The following is a 15,331-nucleotide window of genomic DNA, read 5'->3' as shown; positions in this document are numbered from 1 at the left end:
TTATGCTCGCTGACATCATGCTGCCCCCCTTCCGGATCCCCTCCATCACCGGCTATAACCGGCTGGAGGCGGCCCCGCGTACCCAGGACCTCAACCAGAGCTTGTCAGCCCAGGTCAGGGACCCGTTGTGGATGCTGACCCGGCAATGGCAGTTCGGGGAATTCCAAGCCGAGGACGCCGGCAGTCCCATCCAGGCCACCATCCTGGGGGAACATACGCCTGTGGACAGGGTCAGTCTCGGGGGCGGCGGCGCCCAGGCGTATGACCCCAATATTCCCCTGGAAAACCTGGTGACGCGAGAGACTATTCAGGCCAGTTTGTTTATGGCGGTCCAAATCGCCCGGTATTATGTAAAGTTGATGACGTCTAAAAGCCTTACCGCTTATCTCACCAACCTGCAATCAGGCTACCCCTTAAAATATACGATCGACCCCAACGACCAGGACGGCCTGCAATTGAACGCCTCCGTGTCGGCCACGCTTTTCGACGGTTGGGCCATGCTCCAGGCGGCGCAAACGACCCAGTTCAGCACCTGGCTTCAAACACAGACGACCATAACGGCCGCGGACCAGGCCACCCTGGTCACGCTGGCAGGATCGTTGATCGCCTGGTTCAACCGGACGTTCTCCCTGCCCGCCACCGGGAGCGGCAGCCCGGCCTGGCAACCCTCCCAACTCGAATACCAATTTGAAGTAGCCTCTCCCGCCGGCGCCAACCAAAGGGTGCTTTCCGCCAGCCAGTATGACGGCGGACCGCTCGACTGGTATTCCTTTGACCTGGCCGTAGGGGAGACCTTGCCCCTGAAGCCCGAACCCGCCAACCCACCGCCGGTCGTAGAGAACGTCGTCTCCTTTATCCCCTCCCCGGTATCCTTTAAGGGGATGCCCCTTCCCCGCTACTGGATGATGGAAGACAGCCAGATTGATTTTGGAAAGATCGATACCAGCCCCACGGGGCTGCTCAGCCTGCTGGTGGCCGAATTCGGCCTGGTCTATGGAAACGACTGGTTCATGTTGCCCTACCCGTTGTCCGTGAATACCCTTTGCGAGATCAAGGGGATCGTCGTCAAAGACGTATTCGGGGAATACGTCCTGGTCAAACCCGTCGGCCTCGGGACCGACGACAACTGGCAACAATGGGCGCTTTTCCATCAAAGCGACGTCAACCAGACGGGACCCGTCAATTACCTGTTTTACCTGGCGCCCGCCGCCCAGGGCACCATCGAAAGCAACCCGCTCGAACAGGTCAACTTCCTTCGCGACGAGGCCGCCGAAATGGTGTGGGCGGTGGAGGACACCGTGCCTTCCCAGGCCGGCATGGGTGTCAGCGGAAACCTCATCGCCCTCAACGACCAGCCGCCGCCCGTCTTTGTCCCCGCCGGCGACGCCGCCATCCAGTATGTCCTGGGCACCACCGTCCCCGACAACTGGATCCCCTTTATCCCCGTCCATATCCAGGGCAGCAACAGCCAGATCCGCTTCCAACGCGCCGCCATGCCCGGCGCCAAGGGCGCCCTTGGAAGGGTCCTCACGGAGGTTCCCGCGCCCTACTACATTGACCAGGAACAGATCCCGCGTGACGGCGTCATCGTCCAGCGTGCCTTTCACCGGACGCGCTGGTTGAACGGGAAAACCTTTCTCTGGATGAGCCGGTTTAAGGAAACCGGGACGGGTGAGGGGTGGAGCAATTTGAAGTTTGATCAGATTGTGGGGATACCGGGGCAATAAAAAATTCTTTTCCTTCTACTAAGGGTAAATCCCCGTTTTTTTGTCCTATTATCATAGGCCGCGACTGCTTGTATATGAAAGGACCGAAAAAACGCTCCGGAAACAATCCTTTACGGATCGCCCAGGACAACGAGGCGGGGGAGGAGGCATTCCTTACAGACAACGAGGCGCTGATCCGGCTGATGCTGAAGGAAGACCCGGAAAAGGGCTTTTCCGTCCTTTTCAAGCGGTATTATGGAACCCTTTGCAGCCATGTTACCCGGTTTGTGTATTCAAAGGAAGTTGCAGAAGACATTGTGAGCGAGGTATTTTTTCATTTTTGGAAAAACCGGCTATACGCGACCGTCACCACCAGTTTCCGCGCCTATCTGTACACCGCCGCCAGGAACAGGGCGTTTAACTACCTGAAACAGGAGTTTGGCGAAAAACTGTCCGCGGACGCGGACTGGCCCGTGGACAACAATCCGCAAACGATTTTGTTGTTCAACGAGCTGATGACAAAGATCGAGCGGACCATCGGTTCTTTCCCGCCCCAATGCCAGAAGGTATTTCTGCTGAGCCGGTTCGAAGGCCGGAAAAACCGGGAAATCGCGGATGAACTGAATATCCGGATGAAGACGGTGGAGGCACACATCATGAAGGCTTTGGGCATTTTACGAAAAACACTATCCGACTACCTGAAACAATGACCATGGAGCTCGATAAGCATATATTGTGGGAGCACTTCGCGGGGAGATCGACGCCGCTCGGCAAACAACAAATCGAAGAGTGGCTTCGCGTACCCGGGAATATCGAACGGTATTACGAATGGCTGGACGAATGGGAAAGGAGAAACCCCCAGTTTGTGCCGGATACGGGCGCTGCCCTGGACAGGGTTCTGCAAGAGCCTGGCGGACAACGGGTGACCAGAAAGGTCCGGGGCATGTCGCGTGTATTCCGCTTCCGGCTGCTGGCCGCCTCGGTGGCTGCCTTGGTGCTGGTGACGGCTGCTTATCTTTTGAGGGATCGATCCATGTCCACGGCCTATGGAGAAACGCGTTCGGTGATTCTCCCGGATGGCAGCCTGGTATCGATGAATGCCAACTCGACGATCCGGTACAGCCGGTTTGGCTTTGGACAACGCGGCAGGGAAGTGTTTCTCTCCGGTGAGGCGGACTTTACGGTGACCCGCGATGGCAATCAGCCCTTCGAGGTCACGACAGGAAAAGACCTGCACGTCGTCGTGTTGGGCACGCGGTTCACGGTGTATGCCCGGGCAGGCCAGGAAAGGGTCGTCCTCCGCCAGGGGAAGGTCCGGCTGGACTACCGGGACGAACAAAAGATCCTGCAACCGGGCGATCTTTTTACCGCGGATGCTGACGGACGCTTCAGACTGGAACATATTTCCGCCCCTGAAAACCTATCGGCCTGGAAAGACCATGAGTTTCTTTTTGACGGGACCTCCATGTCCGAGGTCGCCGGGATGATCCGGGACAACTTCGGACTCACCGTACGCTTCGACCCAACGGCCCTGGCCAGCCGCCGGATCACGGGGTCCTTCCATGCGGATACGGTGACCGAACTGTTGGACGTTATGGCCCAATTGCTCAACATCCACTATACCATACGGGAAGACACCATTTACTTCTCCGAATAGATTTTAAACGCTGCTATATGAAACGATTTCATCATTTACTGCTGAAAGGGTTACTGCTTTTGCTCCTCCTTCCGTTTATCCTGCAAAAAAGCCTTGGCGCTGCGGACAACGATTCGACCATTCCGCTGTCGGCCGCGCTTAAAATGGTCAGGGATCATTACAAGGTGGATATACTTTTTGAGGACAAAACCGTGGACGGGCTTTCGGTTCCGTCCGGCACGGTCAATTTTGAACGGTCAGCGGAAGAAAATTTAGGTGCACTGCTCCGTCCCTTTGCCCTACATTATAAAAAGGTCAAGGCAAGGTCTTACCTGATCGTCTCCGCCACAGTCCCTGCCGCTGCCCCGGCCCCGGTGGTACAGACAGGCGTTGTGGCGCTCCCGGGCCGGTGGATCACCGGCACCGTGACCTCGACGGATGGACAGGCGCTTCATGGCGCCAGCGTAAGGGTAAAAGGCAGCGGCAAGGGGACGTACACGGACGCAGACGGGAAGTTCCGGTTGGAGGTGGGTCCGGAGGATAAGGTGTTGCTGATTTCTTTTACGGGCTATGCGGCTGCTGAGATACCCATCGATAACGACATGGCCGTCCGGCTGACCGCCGTGGCGAGCCGGTTGAACGACGTCGTTGTCATCGGGTACGGCACCGCCAGCAGAAAGAACCTCATCTCCTCTGTGTCCACCGTCAAGGGGAGCGAAGTATCCAACGTGCCTGTGACGAGCATAGATGCTGCCCTGCAAGGAAAAGCCGCCGGCGTACAAGTGGTCGAGAACTCCGGTGCCCCCGGGGACGAGACCTATATCCGCATCCGGGGGAACGGATCATTGTTCGGCGAAAACCGGCCGTTGTATGTGATCGACGGGGTGCCCATGAATAACCTGCCGGCGGCGCAGTATGGCATATCGGGCGACGGCCAGCGGATCGCGGCCACCAACGACATCAACCCCAACGACATCGCTTCCATCGAAGTCCTAAAGGATGCCGAGGCCTCCGCCATCTACGGGTCGAGGGGCGCCAACGGGGTCATCCTGATCACGACCAAAAGGGGCGTGGCGGGAAAATCTAAATTTACGGTCAGTGCGTATACCGGTCTGGCCAGCGTGACCAAGCGCTTGAACCTGCTGAACAACACCCAGTATGTCGACCTGATCAAGGAGGAAAGGGCCAACGCGGGGCTGCCTGCCGATCCCACCATCGCCTATACCGACACGAACACCAACTGGCAAAACGCCATTTTCCGGCAGGCGCCGATCACCGACGCCAACCTGTCCATATCGGGAGGAACGGGTAAAACCTCCCATTATATCTCGTTGGGCTACTTCGACCAGACCGGGACCATCGTCGGCCTTCAGCGCTACAAGCGATGGAACGGACGGGTGAACTTCGACTTCATGGCGACCGACGACCTCAAGATCGGGATCAACCTTGCCGGCACCCATTCGATCAACCACCGGATGGACAACAGCTTTTCCGGCCAGTCCGTCCTGGCGGCGGCGCTCATCGAAAACCCCAATTATCCCATCTACAACCGGAACGGCACCTACTTCAGCGACCCCAACCGCCGGGTCACGAACCCGGTCATGCTGGCCAACTCGTTGCGGTTCGTCTCCGACGTCGACAGCTATGACGGGAACATCTTTGGCGAATACAACATCCTGAAGGGGTTAAAGTTCAAGACCAGCTTAGGTTTTGACGACCAGGAAGTGACCGACGACCGGTACCAGTCCGTGGCCGTCAACAACGGGTCTCCGGCCAGCGGTTTTGTGTCTGTTTTCACCCAGTTTCTCTGGCTCAATGAAAATACGTTATCCTATACGCTTCCGCTAAAAGGACGGCACAACTTTTCCGCCCTGATCGGGCAAAGTACACAGGAAGCAGCCGTCCGGCGGATCGGCGTATCGGGCTCGCAAAGCTCGACCGACATCATCCAGTCGGTCTCCGGTTTCACCTCCCTGTATTCGCCCACCGACTACCGCTCCGAGTGGGGGCTGGTGTCCTATTTTGGCCGTCTGAATTATAGCTATAACGACCGTTACCTGGTGGAAGGCGTGGCGCGTACGGATGGTTCGTCCCGGTTTGGTGCCAACAAGCGGTATGGTTTTTTCCCCTCGATCGCCGCCGGGTGGCGCATCAGCAACGAAGCGTTTATGCGGGACGTCAAATTCGTCAACGACCTAAAGCTCCGGGGCAGCATCGGGGTCACCGGGAACAACGAAGGGCTGGGGTCGGACTTTCCTTCCCTGGCGACCTACAGTACCGGCTACAACTATGGAGCGGAGGCCGGGATTGCCGGGACCTCCCTCTCCAACAACGACCTGAGCTGGGAGTCCACCGTGTCCAGCGACCTTGGCCTGGACATGACCTTTTTGGACAACCGCATCAGCGTCACGGTGGATGCCTACGACAAGGTCACCAACCGGTTGATTTTTAAACTCAACCTACCTTATACCTCGGGCTATTCCCGGACCAACGGGGCCAATATCGGGCAGATGACCAACAAGGGGCTGGAGTTCCTGGTCAACACCGACAACATCCGCGGCGCCTTTACCTGGAACACGGGCACCAGCTTGTCCATTAACCGCAACAAGATCACCTACCTTCCGGAAACCGTCGCCGGCGATCCGAGCAGTTCCGACTTTACGGAAAGCCTGCCGGGCTCTTTCTATACGAGCCTGCCGACCAGCATCTATAGGGTAGGGGCGGCCGTCGGTTCGTTTTTTGGGTACCGGTCCTTAGGCGTCAATCCATCCACCGGCAATATGATCTACGACGACGTAAACCATGACGGCAAGATCAACGCGAACGACCGCGTGATCATTGGCAATGCCTTGCCAAAGTTTACGGGGAGCATGACCAATACCTTTGGTTATAAGGGTTTCGACTTCAACTTTTTCTTTTACTGGTCCTACGGCAACAAGGTCTACAACCAGACACGCGTGATGCTGGAAAGGATGAACGCATATAACAACGGGGATACGAGGACGTTGAACCGGTGGTCGTCGGCGCATACCGTTACGGATGTGCCCAAGGCGATGTTCAATGACCCCGTTCAGGTCAACAGCGTTACCAACGGGGAAATGTCGTCACGATTTGTGGAGGATGGGTCGTATATCCGGTTGAAGAATGTGACGCTGGGGTATTCCATACCCATGTCCCGTCTCCGTCGTTTTAAAGTTTCCAGCTTCCGGGTATACATCAGCGGGCAAAACCTGCTCATGATCACCAGCTATTCCGGATTCGATCCGGAATCACAAAATCAATCTGTCAAAAACTCTCAGCTGGGCATCGACTGGGCCGTCCAGCCGCAACCCCGCACCCTTCTTGCCGGTCTTTCGGTTAATTTTTAAACGCTTGCTATATGTATCGCTTATACTGTCTTTTTTGTTTGGCGACCCTTGCCTCTTGCAGCAAAGTCCTGGACCAGACGCCCGAATATACCATTGCCCAAAATAACTTCTGGCAAACGTCCAACGACGCGGAAAGCGCCGCCACGGGCATCTATCCCGCCGTCCAGTCCCTGGCCCAGCAATTCCCGCTGGCCTTTGACGCCTGTTCGGATGCGACGACGGGTTTGCTGGCGAACTACAGCCCCTTCAGCCAGCACGCCATACCCGTCGACAACGCGGTGGTGGCGGCCTACTGGGATAACAACTATACCGGCATCGGCCGGGCCAACGACCTGCTGAAACACGTCCCCGCCATCAGCGACAGCCTTTTTACGCCCGGGGAGAAAGCACGGATCCTCGGTGAGGCGTATTTTCTCCGGGCCTACTTCTATTATGGCCTTGTCCAGGCGTTTGGTGCCGTGCCCATCGTCACCACGCCCTATACGTCGTTCAATGCGGACTTTACCATCGGTCGATCGTCGGTGGACAGCGTATATCTGTTGATCCTTTCTGATTTACACGCCGCGGAATCCGGCCTGACCCAGACCTGGGCCGCCCAGGTGGATACCCGGGGCAGGGCGACGTTGGGCGGCGCACAGGCGCTGCTGGCCAAAGTGTTTCTCAGCCTGAAGAACTACGATTCCGCCGCGGCCAACGCCCTGGCGGTGATGAACAACCCGACCTACAGCCTGGTTCTGGGCAGCGCCGCGTACAGCAATATGTTCTCTACCAGCGGCAAGAACGGGGCGGAGTCCATCTTCGAGATCCAGTTTGTCAGCGCCACCAACCAAAGCAACGGTTTATTCAGCTTTTATATGCCCACCACCGGTTTGCCGTCGGGGATCCAGCCGGGGCAGTATCAGATTGCGCCTACGGCCAAGATCATGTCGGCTTATGCCCCGGGGGATATACGGGCTGCTGCCGCACTGGGTACGTCCAGTGCGGCCGTACCTTATGTCAACAAATATGACCGCCTCATCAACGGGACGGAGCCCGACATCATCGCCCTTCGCCTGGCCGACATCATCCTCGTCCGGGCGGAGGCGTTGAACGACCTTGGGCAGACGGCCGCTGCGACCAGCCTGCTCGATACGATCCGCCGTCGCGCGTTTGCTTTGCCGCTTTCGTCGGCATCCGTCTATGACTATCCCGATGCCGACGACCAGGCGAACGGGTATACCCTGGCGCTGGCCATCGAAAACGAACGGTACAAGGAGCTGGCGTTTGAAGGGTACCGGTTCTTTGACCTGGTCCGGACCGGGCGCGCGGCGGCGGTTCTTGGCATTACGGCGAACCAAAGTTTATGGCCCATTCCGCTGTATGAAATTGGAGTGAATCCACGCTTATTACAAAATCCTGGTTACTGATATGAAAACACTCATCGTTCTTGCACTATTGCTGCCCGCAACTGCCGGTCTTGCACAGCAGTATACCACCTCCTGGATCGGCAACACCTACGGCGACAACGCCCACCACGTCGGCAACTGCGCCCGCGCCATGTGGGTATCTCCGGGCGGTATCATCTACACGTCTTCCAACTGGGACGAAAACGGCCGCAACATCGGTATCTATCAAAACGGCGTAACCTTAGGTTCCATGGGCGGCACCAGCCAGTCCCAGGGCAGCGCCATCAGCGGCGACACTACCTGGATATTCGCCGCCCAGGAAAAACCCAACAACGGGAAAATCGGCCGGTATAACCGGGCTACGTTGACGCGCGATTTGCTGTTCCAGGCCAGCTCGGGCACGATCGATTGCATACGGGGCATCGCGGTGCTCGGTGGGTCGGTCTATGTCAGCGACTCTTCCGGGAACCGGGTTGCCGTCTTTACGGAAGGCGGTGTACTCTTGCGTTCCTGGAGTGTTCATCTTCCAGGCCCCATCACCGTCGATAGCCAGGGGCACGTATGGGTCACCAGTGACAGCTTGGGGAAGATCCTCCAGTTCGATTCGACGGGGGTACCACGCGATTCTATTGTAATGGATAGCGCTTCCCGGCCTGTTTCGCTGTTTGTGGACAATGCCCACGGACAGCTGTGGGTCGGGGACAAGGGGCCGGATATGAATATCAAAATCTATGGGTTGTCAACCGGCACCCTGGCGGGCACTTTTGGTGTCACCGGCGGTTATCTGAATGAGTCCACCGGTATCCGGGGGCAAACCGGGGACAAGCGTTTTACGCGCGTCGTCGGTATCGGCCGCGACGCTACGGGCCATATCTACGTCCTGAACAATCCCTGGGGCGGCACCTGGGACCTCGGCCGGAACGGCGCCACGGACATCCATTGCTACGACAGCGCCGGTTGCCTGCAATGGACCCTCCAGGCACTGAACTTTGAAGGCAACGCGGCGGCGGATACCACCGCCGACTTGTACAGTGGAAACATCATCTATCATTTTACGGGGACCGGTGGCGCGTGCTATAAAGCAAACACGGTCGATCCTTACCGTTATCCTCATGACGCACGCATCCAGTGGAACGACCACAGCCGGGGCGAGCATTTCGGGCACCTGGCGACGGTCGGCGGCCACCGGATACTGTTTGCCAACAACCAGAACGCGGACATTTTCTATACCTATTATTTCAATCCGGCCACCGACGGCTATATTGCCATACCCTACGACACCATCTCGCATATACGGAACGGTTTTGACGTGGATTCGGTGGGCGATCTCTGGTTGGGTATCGACAAAACCAACGCCATTACACACTATCCGTTGACGGGTTTCGCGTCCAATGGTCAACCCTTATGGGGCGCCGCCGTCACCACGCCGACCCCTTCTTCCATCGCGCCGTTGAACCGTCTCGGCTACCTGCCCGCCAGTGATAAAATGGTACTGGACGGCGGCAGCACGGACTGGACCCTTCTCGGCAACAGAATCGAAGTGTACAACGGCTGGCTGGCCGGCAACCGGACCCCTAATACGGTCATTACCCTCAGCCGCGGGCAAGGCAAGTCAATGGCGGTAGCCGGTAACTATGTGTTCATCGGGTATTACGCCGTCCCCGACATCGACGTCTTCGACCTGGACAGCGGTCACCTGGTGCTGACGCTGGTGAGCAACGACAGCACCATCTATATAGGGAATGACGTGGATTCGGAGTACGGGGTGCAGGCGTATCATAAAGCCGATGGTACTTACGTGATCACGAAAGACGACTATAACGGGACAAAGATTGTAGTATACACATGGGCGCCTTTTACACCGGTGGCGGCGGTTCGGGCGCGTCCGGCAACGGTCTATCCCAACCCGGTACGCAGTACGTTGAATGTGCCGCTGGGGGAGCACACCTCCGGCAATTTTTGTGTACGTATCGTCGATCTTTCCGGAAAAGTGCTTCGCACCACACGTGTTTCCGCAGCGGGGTCGCTTGCGGTGGGGGTAGCCGATCTGCGTCCCGGGCTTTATATTTTGACAGTCGCCGACCTGTCCACGCACAAGATGATTTCGGAAAGTAAATTCATAAAGGAATAATGAGGCGGCTTGGCCTTTGTTTGCTGGTATTTTTTCGTGTTGCCTGTTTTGCACAGATGGTTCCACCGGAGAAGTGGGTGAACTATGAAACGGTTTTTGGGGTGTCGGTTGGTTGGAGACACTATGACTATGACGCCTTCATGGTGCGATCGTCGGTTCCGGCGGGGGTGTTGTGGCCGGGAGAGCAACCCAGGGTTACTATACGGGTCGTCAATCATACAGGCGGACGTCTTCAGCGGGTTGGGCGGTTGTCGGTCATTCGATACGGCACCCGGGGTCGCTTGAACGACATCTGGCGCCCCTCTGTAGTGGGGTTGGATTCTTCCATTGCCACCGTGTCTGTCGATGTGCCCGCGGGCGGTTATGTGGATGTCGGTGTTTGTCCTTTCATCCCTGCTTTGTTCGGCGGCTACGCCTTGGTGATGGACCTTGGACCTTATGGACGGCGGCTGGTGACGAGCCTGGTGCGGACGTTCCGGGCTGACGCCCGGCGTCTGCAATTTCCGAAGCAGTCTTTGGATGATATGGGGGCGGGATTCCTCCACCGTGTGGGGGTGCAGGCCATCCGTATGAGCGTCGATTATACGCCGACAACGGCGCCTTCATACGATTCTTTGATGAAGGCGCTCGGCCGGAGGCTGGCGGAATACCGGTCGAAAAACATCACCGTTTTGCTGATGTTTGGTGCAGGTACGGCCCCCATGCCGCTCGGGATTTCCCGGCCGTTCCTGGACAGCAACGGCGCATTGCTCAAGACCAAACAGGACTTCGCCTGGCTGCCTTCCGCCGATCATGATTTCCGGGAATTTGTCCGGCGGCTTTGTATACAATGGGGCTGGCCCGCGGGGCCCGTCACGGCCGTCTCGCTTTGGAACGAACCCTGGGAAGGGATGTCGATCTCCGGCTGGCAGGCGGACATACCGCGCTACCGGGAAATATACCGCGCCATGGCCGATGCCGTGCTTTTGGCCCGCAGGGAGGGCGCCCGGGTGTTGATCGGTGGGGGCGATTCCAACTCCAATGCCTGGGACAAATTGTTCGCCGATGGAAAAATGACTTTCCTGCCGGTTTTCGACTTTTGCTCGATCCACTACCAGGGTATAGAGTCACCGGCCCTTTACCCGGAATGGGTCCACCGGCGTTCCCCCAACGGGAGGGTAAAGATCTGGGATACCGAGAGCTGGGTGGGGAATACCGATGACCGGATCGGGCTGGTCGTGGCGACAGACCGGTCGGCGGGGTATGACCGGTCGATGGGGATTTATGCGGGGTATATGCGTACCGGCGGCCCTTCTGATAGCGCCGCGTGTACATGGTCCCCCGCGGCGGCGGTGGGCGCTGTGCAGCATTTCATAGGGGAGCGGGATTTTAAGGAATTGCTGTTCAAGGGCGGCCTGCCTTGGGTCATGTTGTTTGACGGGTATCGTCACGACCCCGACGACGGGACGGCTGTCGTCTGCGGGGACATCGGGCAGCTCTTTGGACGGGATCATGTATTGTACAGGGGCGTACAGCTCGCGCACGGGACAATGACCATTCCCGCTTTGCCTTCCTTCCGGTTGTACGACTTCTATGGGAATATTATTCCCCCTTTGCACGGCAAGCTCATGATACCGCTGAACAGCCAGGGTTATTACCTGAGGGGTGCGCATGACCGGCTGATCGCGGCGTTGCGGAATGCCCGCATCGAGGGCTATTCACCGGTGGAGATCGTCGCGCGGGATATGACGGCGCGGCCGCCATCCGTTTTGTCTTTACAGTTGCGGAATGTCCTCAACCGGCCGGTACAAGGGCGGTTATCGGTGGAGTTACAAGGGCTGGCCATTCATTCATGGATACGGCTCCGGCCTCACGAAGCACGGATAATCCCGGTGCACGTCCCCGGCAGTTCACCCGATAACCGCTATCATCTTTCCGTCCGGTTTGACGGCGGTGTGGATGGTGTCGCCAGCCACGAGGAGGATATGCACGTCAACCTGATTACCCGTCGCCATATTACTGTAGACGGACGGCTGGACGACTGGGAGGGGGTGTTGCCCCAACAAGTCAGAAGCAGCGATTCGGGGGGGATTAGCCTTACCGAAACGGCCTGGTACCCCTTCAAAAATTTCGATACACGCTCAGGGGGTTTTGCCACCGGGTATTTCGCTTATGATGACCGTTATTTTTACTTTGCCGCCAAGGTAGCGGACAGTACGCCGCATCCGGGGACGTATCGCTTTGCGAACAGACCCGATTCCACGTTCTTTTATCCCGATACGGCTTATGATATGCAAGGGTCGTTGGAGACCAAGGAAGGCAATGGATATTGGGAAAACGGAGAGCATAGCAATTCCTTTGGGGTTGACCTGGTGCTGCCCCGGCCGATGCAGGTGGCGTTCTATCTGCCCAATATCAAGGTGTATGGGGTTGCTATGGAATGTTTTGATTCGACGGGACGCTTGTTGTTCGATCGTCGTATCGATAAATTGTGGAATGGGGTGTACGAGGTATGCAACCTTTCCGGTCGTGTGCGGGTGGTCTTCCATAGTTTCGGGTGGTGGTATACCGCAAAGCTGGGCGGGGTCTTTTTCGATACGGCGTCCGGCCGCGAGGGATTTGTAAAAGAAGACTTCGATACGGCGCGCGTGTATGGCAGTTTGCGCCTCCCTCCGGGCGTGACCCTCCGGCCGATCCAACAGAACCGCTTGACGCCTTTGGTCTGGCCCGCCGGTGTCCGGCATTTTACCTACCGGAAAAACCCGGTAACACCCGATAACTCCGGGCTCGGGTATATGTTCGATAATGTCCTGCTGGCGTTCAACGCGCTGCCTATAGGACAGGACGGGATGCTGGCAAATCCGCCGGGGACCATGCCTCGCTATACGGGTTATAAGTGCACCGACTATGAATACGCGCTCAACCCTGTGGCTCCGCAATACGGTGGCGGAACGGAGATCTGGCGGTTACTGAAACCGGGGTTGAACCGAAAGCATTTTTTTCCCCGCCAACCAAAGTCTCCCGGGGAAGGACCGGTCGGCGACGGAAAGCTCGTCATCCGCAGGGAAGGCAACACCCTCATCACCGAATGTGCCCTGCCCTGGTCCGAGATCCCGGACGTCCACAAGGCGATGGTGGAAGGACGCACGGTCAAGCTTTCCTTCCGGGTCAACGACAACGGCGCACCGGGTGCCTGTATGGAGCTGGCGAAGGACCGCAGCGTCTCCAAGGTCAATGCGCGGGCGTTTCACCCGGATTGGAAGACGCACTGGGCGAATGAGGTGGCGTTTGGGTTTGAGAAGCCGGCAGCAGCCGGCGCCACTGCCGCGATCCAGCGGTGGATCGACAATTGTGCCCTGCGGGGCGGCGGGGTCGTCCGGGTCACGCCCGGTAAGTATATCATTGGTACGCTTTTCTTAAAAGACAACGTCGAACTTCACCTCGACTCCGGCGCCGTATTGCTTGGCAGCACCCACCTTGAAGACTACACCCAGCCCGCTTTGATCTATGCCGAAAACGCTACGGGCGTTGCGATCACCGGCAAAGGCGCCATCGACGGGCGGGGTGGGGACCCGGTCTTTCAAAAAGGCGACAACGGACCGGGGAGGCCCCGGCTGATCTACTTCGTGCGCTGTAGGGACGTGCGCATAAAAGACGTGACCTTGCGGAATTCCCCCTTTTGGGTACAGTATTACAGCGGCTGCGACAGTGTAGCGATCCAGGGCATCAAGGTGTACAGCCACTGTAACTGGAACAATGACGGTCTGGACATCGACAGCCGGCACGTGACGGTATCCGATTGCACCATCGACAGCGACGACGACGCGCTTTGTCTGAAGAGCGAGAGGCCGGATACGGCCTGCGCGTATGTCCGTGTCAGCCATTGCCGGTTGGCCAGCAACTGCAACGCGATCAAGCTGGGGACCGCGTCCCGCGGCGGGTTTCAGCATATATTCATCAGCGATTGCACGGTGCGGGCGGCTTCTTCGGATCCCATCCGGCATTGGAAACGGCGCTTCTATGGCATCTCCGCCGAAAGAACCGTGTTGGCGGGCATCGCCATAGAAACAGTGGACGGTGGCGCCACGGAGGACGTGAATGTCTCCAACATCCGCATGGACGACGTGCAGACACCGATCTTTATCCGGTTGGGTCACCGCAGCGGGGAAGGTACCTTACAGGATGTGACGATCAGCCATGTCGTGGCAACGGCACGCAGTCTCATGACCTCCTCCATCACCGGTCTGCCCGGCGCACCCGTGGACATCGTCCGGCTAAACGATATTACGATCAACGGCCCGGGCGGAGGCACGGACAGTCAGGCGCACGCCCCGGTGCCCGAAAGAGGAGACGGCTATCCGGAAAACAGGATTTTCGGATACACCTTACCGGCGTCCGGTCTTTACGTACGACACGTGAGGGGTCTTAGCATCAGCGGGTTGACTTTGGCCACGGCGCTGCCGGACCGGCGGCCACCGGTGGTTCTTACCGATGTGGATACCGTCACCACCCTGGTTCCGGTCGTACAGAGCAGGGACGCCTCCTATAATTGGCAGTCCAGGCACGAGGCGGTTTTGGCACTGAATAAAACATCGCCGCCTGTCGATGTGATCCTGGGCAATTCCATCGTCCATTATTGGGGAGGCATGCCTGCCGGACCGGTCAGCAGGGGCAGCGACTCCTGGCCGCAGGACGCACGGAACCTGGGGTTTGGATGGGACAGGATCGAGAACGTGCTCTGGCGGGTACTCCATGGGGAGCTGGACGGCTATTCTGCCAAAAACGTCCTGATCATGATCGGGACCAACAACCTGGCCGTCAATACCGACGACGAGATCGTCGCAGGGCTGACCCACCTGGTGCGTGTGGTCCGGGAGCGTCAGCCACGGGCGGCGATTTTACTCGCGGGCATTTTGCCGAGGAGAGGTATGGAAGCCCGGATCGCACGCCTGAATCAACAGATCTCGCGCATACCCGGTGTCACCTATATCGATCCGGGCAGGCACTTGCTCTCCGCGGACGGCAAGATAGAGGAGGCTTTGTTTGTGGATGGGTTACATCCTAATGCGGAGGGGTATAGGAAATTGGGGGTTATACTTCCTTTGCCGAAATTATTGTAAATTAAT

Annotated in this window: 7 protein-coding genes; all 7 read left to right on the top strand. The window is 57.9% G+C overall.

Annotated elements, in window-relative coordinates; genetic code table 11:
* Positions 1-2: 2 nt before the first annotated feature.
* Entirely contained in the window at positions 3-1,727 is a 1,725-nt protein-coding gene (locus tag EDB95_RS26375; RefSeq protein ID WP_133999809.1) for a hypothetical protein, read from the top strand.
* 74 nt (positions 1,728-1,801) lie between these two features.
* A complete protein-coding gene (locus EDB95_RS26370; protein WP_133999806.1) occupies positions 1,802-2,416 on the top strand; it encodes an RNA polymerase sigma-70 factor in 615 nt (204 codons plus the stop codon).
* Between the two features lie 2 nt (positions 2,417-2,418).
* The gene (locus EDB95_RS26365) at positions 2,419-3,363 is read left to right on the top strand and encodes a FecR family protein (protein ID WP_162852804.1); all 945 of its coding nucleotides are present in this window, start codon (positions 2,419-2,421) and stop codon (positions 3,361-3,363) included.
* Positions 3,364-3,380: 17 nt separating this feature from the next.
* A complete protein-coding gene (locus EDB95_RS26360) occupies positions 3,381-6,710 on the top strand; it encodes a SusC/RagA family TonB-linked outer membrane protein (RefSeq protein WP_133999797.1) in 3,330 nt (1,109 codons plus the stop codon).
* An 11-nt stretch (positions 6,711-6,721) separates the two neighbouring features.
* A complete protein-coding gene (locus EDB95_RS26355; RefSeq protein WP_133999794.1) occupies positions 6,722-8,116 on the top strand; it encodes a RagB/SusD family nutrient uptake outer membrane protein in 1,395 nt (464 codons plus the stop codon).
* A gap of 1 nt (position 8,117) precedes the next feature.
* On the top strand, positions 8,118-10,226 hold the full coding sequence (locus EDB95_RS26350) for a T9SS type A sorting domain-containing protein (protein WP_133999791.1): 2,109 nt from the start codon (positions 8,118-8,120) through the stop codon (positions 10,224-10,226).
* Entirely contained in the window at positions 10,226-15,325 is a 5,100-nt protein-coding gene (locus EDB95_RS26345; RefSeq protein WP_133999789.1) for a GDSL-type esterase/lipase family protein, read from the top strand. Before EDB95_RS26350 ends, EDB95_RS26345 begins: the two co-directional genes overlap by 1 nt.
* Positions 15,326-15,331: the final 6 nt, after the last annotated feature.

Source organism: Dinghuibacter silviterrae (assembly GCF_004366355.1).
Classification (GTDB): Bacteria; Bacteroidota; Bacteroidia; order Chitinophagales; family Chitinophagaceae; genus Dinghuibacter; species Dinghuibacter silviterrae.
The sequence above is the reverse complement of the archived record's forward strand: the minus strand, read 5'-3'. Positions and strand labels throughout refer to the sequence as shown.